Origin of the sequence: Cohnella herbarum, from assembly GCF_012849095.1 — a bacterium.
GTDB classification, from domain to species: domain Bacteria; phylum Bacillota; class Bacilli; order Paenibacillales; family Paenibacillaceae; genus Cohnella; species Cohnella herbarum.
This window is the reverse complement of record NZ_CP051680.1, coordinates 1,587,756-1,603,295: the sequence shown is the minus strand read 5'-3', so window position 1 is coordinate 1,603,295 and position 15,540 is coordinate 1,587,756. Positions and strand designations below refer to the sequence as shown.

Sequence of the window (15,540 nt, the reverse complement as noted above, 5' to 3'; positions counted from 1 at the left end):
CATTGTATGTCAATATTGTTTCGTGGAAACTTTAGTTGTCGCTTTTCCTTTGATATACTGGTATCAAGTCAATCGCGGGGGGAGTAACACGGAAATCGCTTACGATACGATTTAAGGATGAGTTAGCCTTAAAGGGATAGCTGTAACGGTTCCCACCTAGCTGGAGAACGAGCGAAATAGCGGTGCCTAGCACCCTTATTTCTTGAGAAACCAGCTCGCAGAGCGAAATAGCGGTGCCTAGCACCCTTATTTCTCCAGAAACCTGCTCTCGGAGCGAAATAGCGGTGCCTAGCACCCTTATTTCTGGAGAAACCTGCTCGCGGAGCAAAATAGCGGTGTCCAGCACCCTTATTTCTGGAGAAACCCGCTCGCAGAGCGAAATAGCGGTGCCTAGCACCCTTATTTCTCGAGAAACCTGCTCGCAGAGCGAAATAGCGGTGCCTAGCACCCTTATTTCTCGAGAAACCTGCTCGCAGAGCGAAATAGCGGTGCCTAGCACCCTTATTTCTCCAGAAACCCGCTCGCAGAGCGAAATAGCGGTGCCTAGCACCCTTATTTCTCCAGAAACCCGCTCGCAGAGCGAAATAGCGGTGCCTAGCACCCTTATTTCTCCAGAAACCGGCTCTCAGAGCGAAATAGAGGTGCCTAGCACCCTTATTTCTCCAGAAACCTGCTCTCGGAGCAAAATAGTGGTGCTCAGCACCCTTATTTCTGGAGAAACCTGCTCGCGGAGCGTTTGTATTAATTTCGTAAGCGATGGCCTTGAGGGGAGAAATGTATGATCGATTATTCAAAGGAAAAGCCAAATAAAGATCGCTTAATCAAACATTTCTTGGAATCCATGAATGAAATTCATCTTAGATTCCAATCGGAAGAGGACGAAGAGAAACAATGGTTGATCCAAAATAGCCCTAACGCCGTTGTTGCAGAGTTGATGAAAGAAATGACTGTGTTGATGCTGCATGTGCTGGATGCGATCGGCAAGCACGAGCCTATAAACGGTATTACGATTTCGAAGAAATTCGGCATTTCCAAAGGCACTGTTTCCAAAATCACGAGAAAACTGGTGGAAAAACAAATCATCTCGATTGAATATCTTCCGGATAACAAAAAAGAAATTCTGTTCCGTACCACATTATTGGGCAAAGAGATTTATCGTTTGCATCAAGCTCTGCATCATCTAATTGACAGCGGTGCCAATCGTTTTTTACAAAAGTATAACGAAAGTGAATTGCAATTTCTCGTCAATGCCCTTGGCGAAATTTTGCGGACTTCATGGATAAATTCGGAGACGACTAGGGAAGAGACTGACTTGGCTCTCCGCTCTTTAACGGATAACGAGGAAATGAATGATATCATGGCGATGCTTAACAAGCTGGATTCACGCAATCTAAAGAAAGCGAAAGCGATTCTAAATAATGTTTTCTTTTCAGACTATGAGGATTAAAAGAGTAATCAAATCACTAGAGGATGATTCATTATCAAAACAATAAAGATTCAAGCTCTTAAATACGGCAATAATTTGCATTATGAGTGGGATACATTACTGTTAGAACAAACGTCAACCTATATCATAGTTCTTGGGGAATATGGACGAAAGTTACACCATCATACAAAACAAAAAATATTCGAAATTGACAACTGGACAGTTGAATTTTTTCCGTTTGACTGTTGGTTTACTGTAAGCGCGGATGTAAATAACGGAGTTATCACTCAATACTATTGCAACATAAATGAACCCGCAAACCTATCAGAGGATGGCGAAACGGTAAGCTTTGTCGATTATGATCTCGATCTTATTCAAAGAAACGGAAAGTGGATGATCGTTGACGAAGATGAGTTTGAGCAAAATTCGATTTTATATTCCTATCCTCAAGGACTAATTAAGAGGGTGAGGCAAGAAATGGCGAACTTGCAGAATCGAATTGAAAATCATCATTTCCCCTTCGATGGCACTTTGGAACGTTTTATTGATCGAATTTCAAGCTAAATAATCGTATTGCAGATTCTTTCTTGATTCCAAACGGGAGGTAGAACTAAAATGACCAGTCTTCTGCAAGGAAAAACCGCCATCGTCACGGGTGCAAGCCGTCCGGGCGGAATCGGGACCGCGATTTGCCGGTCATTGGCCCGCGAAGGTGCCAACCTATTTTTTACGCATCTGTACGATTACGATAAATATATTAATCCGAATGATGCCGACGAGAGTTGGCCCGATCTTTTCGCCGGAGAACTTCGTCAATTCGGCGTTCAAGCAGCACATATGAAATTGGACCTCGCCGTATCTGGTTCGGCAGCTCAACTGCTGGAGGAAGCTCGAACATCGGTCGGGCTTCCGACCATCTTAGTCAATAATGCAACGTATAGCGTAGATTCCGATTTCCGTCAATTAAACGAGGCCCTTATCGACGCTCACTGCGCTGTAAACATCAGGGGCACCTTCATGTTATCTGTCGAATTCGCCCGTATGCTCGAGGCCGAGCAAAGCGCTGATACCTCTCATACCGGATTCGGCGGACGAATCATCAATCTCACTTCCGGCCAAGGTAAGGGTCCAATGCCCGGTAATCTCGCATATGCCGCTACGAAAGGCGCTATCTCCGTATTTACCGAATCGCTGGCCGTAGAGCTGGCGCCGCTTCACATTACGGTGAACGCGATCGATCCCGGACCTACCGATTCGGGTTGGATGTCCGAAGAGGTGAAAAGCGCCCTATTGCCGCGATTCCCGATGGGGCGGATCGGTCTTCCTGAGGATGCGGCTCGTTTGATTGCTTTTCTGGCAAGCGACGAATCACGTTGGATTACAGGACAGATCATTCATTCCAGAGGCGGGTTCTAAAGGAAGACTTTCATTGTTAGTTGCATTAATCAGTACCAGAATCAAGCTGATAAGTGATTTCTAAAGCACGGTTGTCCGTATTCTGTCTATCGAATCATAAAAGGCCTCTCATAGACGCGTTAATTCGTCGCAGGCTCCGATGAATTTCTCTCATAAGACCTTCGGAAAATAGACCGTCGAAATAGATTAATGGACAAACCTTTTCATGCCTTCCTCCATAAATTGAATTATCTCAATGTAAAGGAGGAATTTAATTGATCAAGAAAGAAAAACTTCCAGCAAAAGCGTCTATTAGACGAGTGGGCGTCAAAGTAGTCAACCCGTTGCTGCGTTTAAGCACAGGAACTAACTTCACAGGTACGACAAAATCGTATCGAGGCAATCTGGGCATACGGAACTTGGCCAACGTCGGCTTAAACAACAACATCCAGAGTTTAAGGTTAACAACGGCGGCAGGCGCAACGGGCACGGTTGTCCTTTTTGACGGAACGGGATATTCGGGAGATTTCGTAAAATTTAATCCTAGCGCCGCAGGGGTTCCCGATTTGGCTGATTTCAACTTCGATAACCAGGCATCGTCGTTGGTCGTAACTTCTTTGGTGCTTTCCGACGCAGACATTGCCGTTATTCAACAAAGTGGATTGAGCAATAACTTCGGAGAGATTTTGAGGCGTATTCGCGTGGCCAGAATTCGCCGTGCCGCAAGTCGTCGGGGCAAAAAATAAAAAAGATCCGTTTTTCAACAGAATGGAACGACGATTAAAGGATACTGATCTACATCAATTAAGGGGCTAGCCGGGAGGCAGCTCCTTTTTTGTGAAGTAAAGTCCAGGTTAGTTATAATTGTTTACTACCAAATTAAGTCTCTCTATAAATGCTATAATTTTATAAAATAAGCGTGCGAATGGGGGCTAACAGATGGAAAATAAGTTGCCTTTATTTATTGTAACGGGTGCAAGTGGGTCAGGGAAAACATATATCGTTAAAGAATTACGCAGAATAATGCCAGAGTTTGATATTTTCGACCCTGATAATCTCATTGAGTTTATTGAGCATGATTGGGAGAAAATGCGCAATATTTGGCTGCGCGTTGCGCGAAATATTGCGCAAAGCGGACGCATGACTATCCTGTGCGGGACTATGATGCCTTGGGATATTGCAAAATGCGTGGACTTCCCTTACTTTAAGCATGTTTATTATTTGAATCTGCACTGCAATGAAGAAACTCGTGAGAAACGATTACAAGAAAGAAATTGGTCAACTGGAATGATTCAGGAGCATAAAAACTTTGCAAAGCGTTTGCTTGAAATTGCGGATACGGAATACGACCCGCCGATGCCTACTATTGATACAACGGAAGCTGCTGTAAGCGGTGTTGCATCACAAATTAGGGAGTGGGTTCTACGATACTCCGATACGGGTACGAAGAGCAATGAATGCTAAATTTGATTTCCGGGGCAAGTCAATGGATCGACAGGAGGATTGATTATTGATACTCAGGAGAAATTCCGACGGAGAAGTTGAAGGAGGTATTTGGCGAACTTGAGAGCGAATGGTTAGAACTAGCGGAAGGTCATGAGGTATTGCGAGCAGTATGTCGGCGACAGCTATTTTGAATACCGGCTGCGGCATCTTGTCTACAATGGATAATTGGAGATCAAAGGAATACCGCGAGCGATGAGGTATTATTGCGTAAGACTAAAAAACTAAGCTAATCAATTAGCTTAGTTTTTTAGTTCTTAAATTTTTATTCTATACTTTTTAAGGATTCAATCATATTTATTTTGGTTACTTTTCTCCGAAGCATCAAGTTAGAGAGAATAGTCAGTAAGAATGCCAGAATAATAGATGTTAACATGACAATTAGATTTAATTTATCTGGAATTTGCTGATGGGTACTAGAAAGCGCCGTTACAACAATGGAATACACATAACCGCTGACAGGTAATGCAACAATAACCGCAAAAGTGGTGAGTATGATGTTTTCGACAAAGATCAGCCGGTTTATTTTATTTTTTTGATACCCTAATACTTTAAGCGTGGCAAGCTCACGATTCCTTTCATATATGTTTATGGAGGATATCGTATATATCGCGCCAAAGGAGAGGATGACGGCACAAATGATAAACATAATAAATACAAAACTATTTTGTTTCAAAATAAATCGAGCGGATTGTTTTAGATCATTCTTATCCGAAATGGTATCTACATGCGGATCTTGTTCAAAGAAGTTACGTACGTTTACAAGATCTGTAGAGCTATTAGCTTCAACTAAAAGCGAGGTAGGACTGTAGTCGATGTCAAAGCTATTTAAATAGGTGGGTGTGGCATAAAACGACGGATTTGAATACTGAGTAGATATTTTTAACACCTTCATATCCGCTGATTTATTTTTCAACTCCGGTGCCGTGAACTTTATTTTGATGATATCTCCTTGAGAAATATGGTATTTATCGGCGTAAGATTTGGGGACCAGCACCCCATTGTTTTCCAAAAATATCGGATTATCGTTTTCGTCAAAGAAATGAACGAGATTGTTTTCTTGTTCAGTAACAACTAGAGTGGCATTTTCTTTGTCATCTTCTTTTATGAATTCGACAGAAAAGGTGGATAAAGCATAACTATTATTAATTCCGAATGGTAGTTCTAGCGAAGTCGTTGATGTTCCCATTGTATAATTTATTTTTAGATCATAGGTATAAACATCTTCGACTTGGTTAGCTACCTTCGTTAAGGCCATTTGCGTGCCAAAAGCGGTTATCAATAATACCGTGCTTACAACAACGCCGATCGAGCTCGCTAAAGCTTTTTGCTTATTTAGAAATATGTTCCTCAAGATGAGTTTGTAGCTGTAGGGAATAGGACTCCAAACACCCGGAATTCTTTCTATTAATAGCTTTTTCATCTTCTTTGGCGGTTTAGGACGCATAGCTTGGGCCGCATGTTCTTTTAGTAAATTTCTACCGCTTAAGTAACAGGATAGGAGTCCAAAAACGCTTGAGATCATAATGGGAGGGATGATGGTATAAAAGGAAAGCGAGTAAGTAATGTCAGGCAAAGAATAGGATCGCGCACTCGACGCGGTGACTAATGGAATAAATACGCTGGCGGCAATGGCACAACCTAGGATCGAGCCTATTAGACTCGCCATTACAGGATATCCCATATAATGAAGCATGATTTTTCTGTTTTTAACGCCTAAAGCCTTCATGATCCCGACTTGAGTTCTTTGAGAATCTATAATTCTCGACATGGAAAGAAATAGAATGATAGCGGAAATCAAGAAGAGGACTAAAGGAATAACCTTACTCATCATCCCATTGTTGTATATCGTTTCAGTAATTTTTGAGTAATTGAAAGTCCGCTCTTTGCTCACTTGATTTAAATAAGGAAGTTGCTTCGATTGCGCTTCAATAGATTTACCTAATTTGTCTATATCGTAACCTGAATTAGCATCAATCATGATTTCATTATAGTAAAAGCCGTCTAGGATTTCAGGTATCGTCTCTTCAGCAATATAAGCTACTCCGAAGGCTTTATGGTTTTGCGTTTCGTTCTTTTTTGTATATTCAACATTTTCACCCAAGCCGCTAATGGTAAACGTATAATCTCTTTCAACCGTATTTATACTGATTTTATCACCGACATGATATTGATGTTCTTCGGCATAATGGGAGTCCAATAAGATCTCATCCTTGTGAGACGGGATATTCCCTTCAATTATAGTAAGTGTATTTATTTCATTATTTACAGGAATGGAATGGATCTTTAATGTAGTTTTATCCTTATCGAAGGCTTGCGTGGCATCAAAGGTATAACGGCCTTCCATTTTAGTTATTCCTTCAACTGTGCTTAAACCAACCACATCATCTTTAGAAATTTGACTGTAAAATACATTTAAATCGCTTAAGTTATGTTCTTTGAAGTAAGCCTTAGTGTAAGAACTTAGCTTATCGCTATAGGTTACGAGTCCTCCATAGAAAAAAGTTCCTACTGCGATAACCAAAACCAAGGCTATAAATTGGCCTGTAGATTGTTTGATATCCCTCGCTAATTTTATAAGTAATTTCATTATTACCACTCAATCCCTTCAACGCTTAGCTTATCCTCATTAATCGTGACGCTTTCTATCATTCCGCTTTTAACCTTAATAATTTTATCCGCCATAGGAGCAATTGCGGAATTATGGGTAACCAGAACGACGCACTTCTTCGTTTCCTTATTCAAATCTTGAAGAAGCTTTAAGACGGACTTCCCGGTCACATAATCCAAAGCTCCGGTTGGTTCATCGCAGAGTAACAGTAAAGGATTTTTTGCAACGGCTCTAGCTATAGCGACTCTTTGTTGTTCTCCACCGGAGAGCTGGGAGGGGAAGTTTTTAATACGATCCTTTAATCCAACCTTGTATAAAATATCTTTAGCATTCAGATGGTTTTTACATACTTCAGTGGCAAATTCAACATTTTCCAGAGCGTTTAGATTCGGAATTAAGTTATAGAATTGAAAAACAAAGCCAACCTTCTCACCCCGATATTCTGTTAATTTTTTATCGTTGAGCTTGGTTATTTCTTGATCGCCAACAAACACTTGACCCGAAGTAGCAGTATCCATGCCGCCGAGTATATTCAAGATCGTACTTTTACCTGCACCGCTTGCCCCCAAAACAACGACGAATTCCCCCTCTGATATCGATAAATCAACACCATTCAGGGCCTTTATTGGAGCTGCTCCTACCGTGTATTCCTTCGTTACTTTTTTGAATTCGATTAGCTTTTTCACTTGTTACATCTCCTCGTATTCGGTTTTGTATGTTAGTATGTTACTCATGTAGCATACTATAATGCGCTATCTAATCCTTGTCAACAAACGATTAACTATTCAAGTTCGTTCGTCTTTCTTGCCGATTGAACACGATTGAACATTCGGTGATTGACAATTGTTTGCACATAAACTATGGTGTGTTAGATTATTGATATACTAATATGCTGAGTGGTGAAGCAATGAGCGTCACTTTCGACGATAAGCAACCGATCTTTCGGCAGGTAGCGGACATCATTGAGGACGATATTCTGAACGGCACTTTTCGAGTGGACGAGCAGATTCTTTCTGTTGCTCAGTTTTCTCAGCTGTTTCAAATTAACCCTGCGACCGTAGTGAAAGGAATCGCCCTGCTCGTCAATGAAGGGATTTTGTATAAAAAAAGAGGGCTGGGCATGTATGTCTCGACGGATGCGAAACAGAAAATTCAGACTCAGCGACGAGATCGTTTCCACAAGGAGCTGTTGACTGAGTTGCTTAATGAAGCCGACAAGCTCAAACTGACAACCCAAGAGATCGTTGACATGATCAAACAGTTGAGAAAGGAATGAACGCATCGTGAGCATAGTATTGAGTTGCGGCAATTTGAACAAAAAATATGGTCGAACTTACGCATTGCGGGATTTGGATCTTCAACTGGAGGAAAACGTCATTTACGGCTTGCTCGGGCGAAACGGCGCCGGTAAAACGACGTTGCTTAACCTAATCGCAGGAGGGATCTCTCCGAACAACGGCACGATAGAGGTAAGAGGCAAAAAGCTGGGCAAAGGAGAACTGCCTGAAGATTTCTGTTTCGTACGGGAGAAAAACAAATTTTTCGGAGAGGCGCGGATAATCGAAAATTTGCAGTTTGCTGCGAATTTTCATCCTAAATGGGATTGGACGTTAGCTCATAAGCTGCTAGAAACTTTTCGCCTCGATCCGCACAAAAAAATAAGACAGCTTTCAAGAGGCGCGGAATCGCTCGTAGGAAATATCATCGGTCTGGCCAGTCGGGCATCGTTGACAATATACGACGAGCCGGTGCTCGGACTCGATGTGTTGATGCGGGAAAGGTTTTACAAGGTGCTGTTGGAGGATTACGCTAATCACCCCCGCACCATTTTGCTTTCTACGCATTTGATTGACGAAATCGTCCCCGTCGCAGAAAGAGTTTATATCATTGAGGCCGGCGCTCTTCTGCTTCACGACGAGACGGAAAGGATACGTAGGGCAGCTTATTCGATTCGGGGGAATTCGGAAACGGTGGCGTCGTTTACGGCGGGGAAACGAGTCCTGTATACGGAATCCTATGGCCACGGCACTCTTGCCGCTATTTACGATAAGTTGAACGACGGGAACATAAAACAGGCGCGGGAGATGGGCATTTCGATCGAAAATTTGACGCTTCAAAAGTTTTTCTCGTATTTGATTGAAGGAGGTCACTAGAATGGGGGCATTTGCCGTTCATTTAAAGGCAACCTACTTGCAAATGAGGATTTACATTTGGTGCGTAATGATTCTTATCTTGCTTGGTAGGCTGGCAGAGTTCATTGTTAGTTTCTTTATAGACGGCAACCCAAATACCGGACTTTCAGCGGCCAACATGCTGATTCTTATTTTGCTCTTTACCGCTATCGTGCTGCCGCTGACTTATTACAAACGCATCGTGCATTTGGGCGCAAGCCGAGAGCAATATTATAAATCGCTCCAATTCGTCTTTGCCGTTTGGGCAGCAGCTATCGCTTTGTTCAATTCTTTATGGCTATTGCTTGAGGAGAATGTGTTCAGGAGTTACTCGAAGACCGTTGATCTTGCTAAAGCGTTTCATTGGGACGACTTTGGTCTGGCAGGTTCTTTTGTATACCAATTGGCCTTTTATTTGATGGTGATGGCGCTAATAAGCATGTTGGTATCCGGTTACTACCACCCTGTGGGCTGGCTGCTGTGGGCGGTGCTTATTGCGGCAATCCCGTTGGGAACGGCGATTCCTTCTCTGCGCGTACATGTCGTCTCTTTTTTCAAAACGCTGTTATTCAACGGCTCGCTGCTGGCGGGCGTCGGATTTAACCTTTTGCTTTTTTTAGTTTTCGTGGCGGGGGGCTGGCTTTTTACTAGGGGAAGAACGCACTGATCGTTTGGACCGAACTGCTCCTGTAAATGCCCTCGGTTATCTACGCGTCATGTTCACCGTGGAAGACATTGACGAAATGGTATCCAGACTCACTAAGTATGGTGCTCAGCTCGTTGGCGAAGTGTTACAGTACGAGGACTCGTACGATAAATGAACGGCTGCCGCGGCAGCCGTTTTTAAGTGATTTGGCAGTATTGCTTAATCACCTCGCGAATACTAGAAGGATGAAATTTTTTCTATATCATGGTCGATCTCTATTATTCTATTGCGCGGTCAGGATTTGCGGACCTTCAGCCGTGATGGAGATTGTATGCTCGTATTGGGCGGCGAGCTTGCGGTCGAGTGTCCGCGCGGTCCAGCCGTCCGGATCGATTGTCATGTTGTAAGTGCCTTCGGTGATCATTGGCTCGATCGTGAACACCATGCCTTCCTTGATGCGGAGGCCTTTGCCGGGCTTGCCGACATGCATATAGTTCGGTTCCTCGTGCAGGTCCCGGCCAATGCCATGCGCGAGAAGGTCGCGCACGACGCCGAAGCCGTTCGATTCGGCATGCCGCTGGATGGCGCTCGTCACGTCGCCGAGGCGATTGCCGTGCTGCGCCTGTGCGATGCCGAGGTCAAGGCATTCCTTCGTGACGCGCATCAGTTTCTCGGCCATAGGCGAGATCTTCCCGACCGCATAGCTCCAGGCCGAATCGCCGAGCCAGCCGTCGAGCTCTGCGACCGTGTCGATCGTCACGATATCGCCCTCCTTAAGTGGCTTATCGCTAGGGAAGCCATGCGCGATCACATCGTTGACGGAGGCGCAGGTCGCATATGGATAGCCTTTGTATCCCTTAGTGTAGGGCTTGGCGCCGTGCTTCAAGATAATGTCCTCGAAGATGCGCTCAATCTCGTTCGTCGTGATTCCCGGTTTGATGAGCGGGGCGATCGTGCGATGGCATTCGGCCACCACTTGGCATGCCTTGCGGATTGCCTCGATTTCATGCTTGCTTTTTAAGATAACCATGTTCGTATCAGGACTCCTTCGTAATAGCTTGCATCGCGAGCTTGGCGATTCGATCGACGTCCAGCCCGGAATTGCCTGCATAGTAGCGCAATCCGCAGCAGCCGACAAGCACGGCAAGCATATGGTCGACGCTGTCGTCTTCGCGCTGGGAGATCGATTGGAGCGGAACGTACAGCCGTTCCATGAATCGTCTCTTGGTAGGGTGCCGATCTATCTCAGGCAAACCCGTATAATGTTCCGCCGCCATTTTATAGACGAGATATGCGCGGGCGTCCGACTGCCACAGCCGGAGCAGCGCCTTGCAATATGTCAACAGCTGCCTGTCATCCGGGCTGCCGCCGCAGATGTTTACCCAATCTGCCAAGGCTTGCTCGCATCGCTCGAAGCCGCTGTCCAGCACCTCTTCTATTAATAAATGCCGGTTGGGGTAATAATGGTATACCGTGCCGTAACCGAGCTCGGCCTCGCGGGCGACGTCGCGAATATCAAAGTTGCCGCCCTTGTAGAAGTAGGAGCGCGCGGCGGCGTCCAGGATCTGTTCTCTGCGCTGCATGCGGATAAGCTCATTTTGTTCTTTGGTACGAGGGCACATAGGCACGTGAACCTCCTTGTATAGACCTGCAAATTTGTCGATATAAATATAGTAACGCATGGGTCGGGGATATGCAAATTATCTGTGGCCGGTGTTAATAAAAGGATATGCGATGATTCTCTCGAAGTTTTTAGGATATATAATAACGAAACCATGGCATCCACGATAAAAAATATTGGCTGAGTCGTATTGAGTTAGGAATTCCGATTAAATGCAATATTGACCCCGTATCCCTGCTCTTATTTTTTTCGTCATGTAAGGTGTAAAGAAAACTTCAACGATAGGGGACTCCTAAAATGAAGCGGATCATGAGCAAAGTTAGCGGTATTTTCATCCCGATTACGGACATGCAAAGAGCGGCGGATTGGTACATACGGATATTCGATCTGGAAACGATTCAAATTTCGGACGTTTGTACGGGTCTTGCCTTCCCGGGCGAAGCGACGATTATCAACCTCTGGAAAGTTCAAAGCAGGCAGCCGGTTCATTTCGACGCAGGAGGCTACACGATTCCTTATTTCAACTTTGAATCTTTCGACATTGAAGTCTCGTATGCCTCGCTTAAAGAGAAAGGCGTTGAAGTTAATGCGATCCATGACGATGGCGGAGTTCGTTACTTCGATTGCTTCGATCCAGACGGCAACGCCTTAGGGATCGTCGAGGAGCTGCCGGTCTCGGAGAATTTCTATAGACATAAACAAAAATACCGGAAGGAATAGTCTTGATGCACAAAGCATTATCCGATGCAAAGTTCGAAGAACTGACGATAAAGCATCTAGCGGAGCTTCGCAGAAATTCCCGGAAGTTAGCCGGAGCGGATTGGGACGGCGAGGATTTGTTGCAAGAGACGATGTTGAAGGCGTTTCGGCGATATGACGGATTGTCAAGCTAAGTGCAACAGATCTTCCATGAACGATTCGTTTGCAGACTTCCACTCGAGACACTTCCGAGGTCGGTGGTTTATGAGGTGGAGGGCGCGGGCCAGTTCTTCATCTGTAACCTCTGCAAAATCTTTACCCTTCGGGAAAAATTCGCGGAGGAGCCCATTTGCATTCTCATTGGATCCACGTTGCCAGGACGAGTAGGGATCGGCGAAATACACATTAATGCCATGAAAGAACTCCAACGCTGTATGGCATGCGAATTCCTTCCCACGGTCAACGGTGGCGGTCTTGAAGGCTCCTTGTGGAAACTGCCCAGTTACTACACCGAATGCAATCTCCATGGAATGAGCGGTGCGGTCAGGCATCTTAACAGCCAGGTACATACGCGTCTTGCCTTCAATAAAAGTCGCTACGCAGGCACGACTTTTTCCCCGGCTGGAGACAACTGTATCGAGTTCCCAGTGACCGAATGACTCACGCTTCTTAACGGATTTTGGACGCTGGACAATCGTTTTACCCACTAGAAACCGGCCACGTGTCTCCATAGGCTTCCGTCGTTTTCCTTTATGGCGCAACATGATAACTTCGCCCCCAGCCAGACGTCCGTCATAAAGCCACCGGTAAATTGTTTTGAAGCATACAAACGGCTTTCCGCTTGCACGACGTTCTTCAGCGATCTGCTCAGGCGACCATGTTTGGTTCAGCTTATTCTCCAGTTCGTCAGCTAACTCCGTCGTGAAGCGACCTTTCGGCTTGCTGGACTTCCGCCGCTCTTCGTAGGCAATCAATCTGCGCTGTCTCTGCTTGGTATACGCCACTCAAGCTTCCTCGCTTTCGTTCTCTTGCGATTGCTGAGTGGTGCCTCCCTAACTCCCTACCGATCTCCCGATTCGACCATCCAATTCGGATTAGGACTTCTAGCTGGCTACGTTCGGTTTTGCTAAGATGAGTGTAACTCATGGTTATATTCTCCTGTTGTTATATGAAAATATAGTGCTTAGTGAATAAAGTTATAAACCGCGAACCCGCACTAGCGTGTAGTATAAAATGATTCATTATGCCACCGATTGCTCCCCTTTACCTTTGCTTCGGAAAAGCGGAATCATAATTAGGAATCCTGCAAAAAAACAGAATCCCGCCAATTCGTACACAATTGTAAGTGAAAGTGTATTTTTTAACATACCTGCAACACTCATCATAAGGAGCATCGCTCCCGTCATAAGCGGAGTGCGGATTCCCATTACCCGACCTATAAAGTTTTGATCGGTATGCTGCATGACCATCGCGCTATTTCCGACAAAAATGGCCGGTTGCAGAAGAGCAATGATGAATTGGGCCATCATCGTTAGCCATATCACGGTCGACATCCCTGTTAAGATGATCCCGACACCGTTGACGAGTAAGCCAATCATAAGGAAACGTTGTGGGGCGATCTTAGCCGCGAGAGCAAATATTACTATTCCTCCGACAATTTCACCCAAACCGTAAGGTATGCTAATCCACTGCAAAGCCTCTGCAGGCAAGTCCAACTGCTCCGTAACGAGGAAGATGCCAAGCGGCGTAATTAACCCAACTCCTAGTCCCACCAACGTGAAACATATACTGAGCTGCAAGAGTAGCTTGTTTACGAAGACAAAATGAATGCCGTCCGCCATTTCGCGAAATAGCGAAGATGGGTTGGTCTCTCGATTCTTTAGTTGCTTTTCATCAGACGGGACGAAGACAAGGGAAAAAGCAGATAGCAGAAAGCAAGCGCTGGTCGTCAATATTGAAACTTCAATTCCGAATTGCTGATATACCAACGTTCCCAGGATCGGACCAAGAACCATAAAGACAGATGTTATGGTTTGTAGCAAAGACATACAGGATTGTGCATCTTCATCACGTACATGATTCTTAAATAGCTTCATGCCTGAAGGTTGTGCAAACTGTGATAGAATGGAAGAGCATAATGTTGCTAAAAAAATGATCTTCCATGTTCCAACTTCCAACATAACAAAGACAATAAATACGGATAACGAACTTAAACATTCACACCAAACCATTGTTCTCTTGGGCCGCCATCTATCCGCGAATACCCCGCCAATGAAAGAAAAGATAAAAATTGGAGCATATTCCGCGACCGAAATCATGGAAGCGGCAAATGAATCTCCTCCTGTCACCTCCATAACATACAAGAGGACAGCAAAATTACGAATCCAAATACCCATTTGAGAAAATAGAGTTGAAATCATAACGGCTCGAACAAAGCCGTTTCGAAGCAGTTGAATGGATCCTGACATTTCTAGTTTCCTCCCTCGTCATCTATTTCGAAAATCATCTTAGTGCCTACTGTAAGGGGAGGGTCAATATTTTTTTTTGAAAATGTTCGACTTGACTCTCCTCTTAGGGAAGACAATAAGCTACCTAGTGAAGGGAGGAATGAGCAATATTGTACACGGTAAAAGAAGTATCGGAACTGTCCAATGTTACAATCAAAACGCTTCATCATTATCACAAGATCGGTCTTCTCTTACCTTGTAAGATAAGTGAAGCTGGATACCGATTGTATGGAACGAAAGAGCTGGAACGTTTGCAAGAGATTCTATTTTACAGAGAATTGGATTTTTCCTTAGATCAAATCAAGGAAATGATGGAACATCATTCAGACCGGCTATCCATTCTTTCGCAGCAGGAGGAGTTGCTCCTTTGCAGCAAAGACAGGCTGGATACTATCATTCAAACATTGCGTAAATCCATTGCATGTGTAAAGGAAGGGGAAACCATGGATAATAAGGAAATGTTCAAAGGTTTTGAAAACGAGGAAGAGTGGAACAAAGCGCTGACTGAGCAAAATCAATATTTGAAGGAAACGTATGGGATGGAGTCTCATGAGGTTGCCCCAACGGATGTTAAGGAATTAAACGAGCAAGCAGTTGAAGCCATGACTTTCATGAATGAAATGGCAAGTTCATTAAGAGAAGGCTTAAAGCATAACGATGAAAAAACAAGAAATTTGATTCGATGCCATCTTGAGTTTATGAATAAGCATGGGCACAAAGCATCGGTTGAAGACTTTGTAGCACAGACTCGTTTTTTTCTAAGTGATGACTTTCATCTTAAGATGCTCGAAAGTCAGCAAACCGGGTTGGCTTATTATCTATCAGCAGCGGCAGAGTCTTTCGCGGCAACGAATCAATAAAGCAAATCCGGTTGACCAAAAAAGCTGGTGTACCTTTTAGTATAAGGGACACCAGCTTTATTTTGCTTGAAGGGTGTTATTCCTTAATTGCTTCCGGAGCG

At 44.4% G+C, this 15,540-nt stretch carries 18 protein-coding genes and 2 pseudogenes; 13 read left to right on the top strand and 7 right to left on the bottom strand.

Annotated elements, in window-relative coordinates; genetic code table 11:
* Positions 1-31 precede the first annotated feature (31 nt).
* A complete protein-coding gene (locus tag HH215_RS07020; protein ID WP_169279245.1) occupies positions 32-550 on the bottom strand; it encodes a hypothetical protein in 519 nt (172 codons plus the stop codon).
* Between the two features lie 228 nt (positions 551-778).
* On the opposite strand from HH215_RS07020, the gene HH215_RS07015 reads away from it, so the two are divergent.
* The 6 genes from HH215_RS07015 to HH215_RS06990 all read left to right on the top strand — a co-directional run bounded on the left by HH215_RS07015 (position 779) and on the right by HH215_RS06990 (position 4,492).
* Positions 779-1,447: a MarR family transcriptional regulator gene (locus tag HH215_RS07015; protein ID WP_169279244.1), complete on the top strand. Its 669-nt coding sequence runs from the start codon at positions 779-781 to the stop codon at positions 1,445-1,447.
* 75 nt (positions 1,448-1,522) lie between these two features.
* Positions 1,523-1,990: a DUF402 domain-containing protein gene (locus tag HH215_RS07010; RefSeq protein WP_254450398.1), complete on the top strand. Its 468-nt coding sequence runs from the start codon at positions 1,523-1,525 to the stop codon at positions 1,988-1,990.
* A 51-nt stretch (positions 1,991-2,041) separates the two neighbouring features.
* Positions 2,042-2,842 carry an SDR family oxidoreductase gene (locus HH215_RS07005; RefSeq protein ID WP_169279243.1) on the top strand — a complete coding sequence of 267 codons (801 nt, stop codon included), beginning with the start codon at positions 2,042-2,044 and terminating at the stop codon, positions 2,840-2,842.
* A 254-nt stretch (positions 2,843-3,096) separates the two neighbouring features.
* Complete coding sequence (locus HH215_RS07000) at positions 3,097-3,567, top strand: hypothetical protein (protein ID WP_169279242.1); 471 nt, start codon at positions 3,097-3,099, stop codon at positions 3,565-3,567.
* A gap of 193 nt (positions 3,568-3,760) precedes the next feature.
* Positions 3,761-4,285: an ATP-binding protein gene (locus HH215_RS06995; RefSeq protein ID WP_169279241.1), complete on the top strand. Its 525-nt coding sequence runs from the start codon at positions 3,761-3,763 to the stop codon at positions 4,283-4,285.
* Positions 4,286-4,417: 132 nt separating this feature from the next.
* A complete protein-coding gene (locus tag HH215_RS06990; protein ID WP_169284268.1) occupies positions 4,418-4,492 on the top strand; it encodes a hypothetical protein in 75 nt (24 codons plus the stop codon).
* A gap of 97 nt (positions 4,493-4,589) precedes the next feature.
* On the opposite strand, the gene HH215_RS06985 is transcribed toward HH215_RS06990, so the two are convergent.
* Together HH215_RS06985 and HH215_RS06980 are read right to left on the bottom strand one after the other, a co-directional pair.
* Complete coding sequence (locus HH215_RS06985; protein ID WP_169279240.1) at positions 4,590-6,914, bottom strand: ABC transporter permease; 2,325 nt, start codon at positions 6,912-6,914, stop codon at positions 4,590-4,592.
* A gap of 2 nt (positions 6,915-6,916) precedes the next feature.
* Entirely contained in the window at positions 6,917-7,621 is a 705-nt protein-coding gene (locus tag HH215_RS06980; protein ID WP_169279239.1) for an ABC transporter ATP-binding protein, read from the bottom strand.
* Between the two features lie 221 nt (positions 7,622-7,842).
* Between HH215_RS06980 and HH215_RS06975 the strand changes: the two genes are divergently transcribed.
* The 4 genes and pseudogenes from HH215_RS06975 to HH215_RS06960 all read left to right on the top strand — a co-directional run.
* Positions 7,843-8,211: a GntR family transcriptional regulator gene (locus tag HH215_RS06975; protein WP_254450397.1), complete on the top strand. Its 369-nt coding sequence runs from the start codon at positions 7,843-7,845 to the stop codon at positions 8,209-8,211.
* A gap of 7 nt (positions 8,212-8,218) precedes the next feature.
* On the top strand, positions 8,219-9,088 hold the full coding sequence (locus tag HH215_RS06970) for an ATP-binding cassette domain-containing protein (RefSeq protein WP_169279237.1): 870 nt from the start codon (positions 8,219-8,221) through the stop codon (positions 9,086-9,088).
* A 1-nt stretch (position 9,089) separates the two neighbouring features.
* Positions 9,090-9,773: a hypothetical protein gene (locus HH215_RS06965; protein WP_169279236.1), complete on the top strand. Its 684-nt coding sequence runs from the start codon at positions 9,090-9,092 to the stop codon at positions 9,771-9,773.
* A gap of 10 nt (positions 9,774-9,783) precedes the next feature.
* Positions 9,784-9,918, top strand: a pseudogene (locus HH215_RS06960) (VOC family protein); the annotation flags it as partial.
* A gap of 117 nt (positions 9,919-10,035) precedes the next feature.
* On the opposite strand, the gene map reads toward HH215_RS06960, so the two are convergent.
* Both map and HH215_RS06950 read right to left on the bottom strand, forming a co-directional pair.
* A complete protein-coding gene (gene map, locus HH215_RS06955) occupies positions 10,036-10,782 on the bottom strand; it encodes a type I methionyl aminopeptidase (RefSeq protein WP_169279235.1) in 747 nt (248 codons plus the stop codon).
* 7 nt (positions 10,783-10,789) lie between these two features.
* Complete coding sequence (locus HH215_RS06950) at positions 10,790-11,374, bottom strand: TetR/AcrR family transcriptional regulator (RefSeq protein ID WP_169279234.1); 585 nt, start codon at positions 11,372-11,374, stop codon at positions 10,790-10,792.
* Positions 11,375-11,670: 296 nt separating this feature from the next.
* On the opposite strand from HH215_RS06950, the gene HH215_RS06945 reads away from it, so the two are divergent.
* Both HH215_RS06945 and HH215_RS06940 read left to right on the top strand, forming a co-directional pair.
* Positions 11,671-12,093: a VOC family protein gene (locus HH215_RS06945; RefSeq protein WP_169279233.1), complete on the top strand. Its 423-nt coding sequence runs from the start codon at positions 11,671-11,673 to the stop codon at positions 12,091-12,093.
* A 5-nt stretch (positions 12,094-12,098) separates the two neighbouring features.
* Positions 12,099-12,266, top strand: a complete 168-nt coding sequence (locus HH215_RS06940) for a sigma factor (protein WP_169279232.1) — start codon at positions 12,099-12,101, stop codon at positions 12,264-12,266.
* Here the strand turns inward: HH215_RS06940 and HH215_RS06935 are convergent.
* Together HH215_RS06935 and HH215_RS06930 are read right to left on the bottom strand one after the other, a co-directional pair.
* A pseudogene (locus HH215_RS06935) lies at positions 12,258-13,218 on the bottom strand (IS30 family transposase). The gene HH215_RS06940 and the pseudogene HH215_RS06935 overlap by 9 nt on opposite strands.
* Positions 13,219-13,313: 95 nt before the next feature.
* Positions 13,314-14,540 (bottom strand): MFS transporter, encoded by a 1,227-nt coding sequence (locus HH215_RS06930; RefSeq protein WP_169279231.1) that lies wholly within the window; start codon positions 14,538-14,540, stop codon positions 13,314-13,316.
* Positions 14,541-14,686: 146 nt separating this feature from the next.
* Here HH215_RS06930 and HH215_RS06925 point away from each other — a divergent pair, with 146 nt between their 5' ends.
* Complete coding sequence (locus HH215_RS06925; protein WP_169284267.1) at positions 14,687-15,439, top strand: MerR family transcriptional regulator; 753 nt, start codon at positions 14,687-14,689, stop codon at positions 15,437-15,439.
* The last annotated feature ends 101 nt before the right edge of the window (positions 15,440-15,540 follow it).

Coding starts and splice junctions, on each gene's coding strand:
- HH215_RS06945 (WP_169279233.1), top strand. CDS start 11,671: ATGAAGCGGATCATGAGCAAAGTTAGCGGTATTTTCATCCCGATTACG.
- HH215_RS06930 (WP_169279231.1), bottom strand. CDS start 14,540: ATGTCAGGATCCATTCAACTGCTTCGAAACGGCTTTGTTCGAGCCGTT.
- HH215_RS07005 (WP_169279243.1), top strand. CDS start 2,042: ATGACCAGTCTTCTGCAAGGAAAAACCGCCATCGTCACGGGTGCAAGC.
- HH215_RS06985 (WP_169279240.1), bottom strand. CDS start 6,914: ATGAAATTACTTATAAAATTAGCGAGGGATATCAAACAATCTACAGGC.
- HH215_RS06965 (WP_169279236.1), top strand. CDS start 9,090: ATGGGGGCATTTGCCGTTCATTTAAAGGCAACCTACTTGCAAATGAGG.
- map (WP_169279235.1), bottom strand. CDS start 10,782: ATGGTTATCTTAAAAAGCAAGCATGAAATCGAGGCAATCCGCAAGGCA.
- HH215_RS06940 (WP_169279232.1), top strand. CDS start 12,099: ATGCACAAAGCATTATCCGATGCAAAGTTCGAAGAACTGACGATAAAG.
- HH215_RS06995 (WP_169279241.1), top strand. CDS start 3,761: ATGGAAAATAAGTTGCCTTTATTTATTGTAACGGGTGCAAGTGGGTCA.
- HH215_RS06950 (WP_169279234.1), bottom strand. CDS start 11,374: ATGTGCCCTCGTACCAAAGAACAAAATGAGCTTATCCGCATGCAGCGC.
- HH215_RS06975 (WP_254450397.1), top strand. CDS start 7,843: ATGAGCGTCACTTTCGACGATAAGCAACCGATCTTTCGGCAGGTAGCG.
- HH215_RS07015 (WP_169279244.1), top strand. CDS start 779: ATGATCGATTATTCAAAGGAAAAGCCAAATAAAGATCGCTTAATCAAA.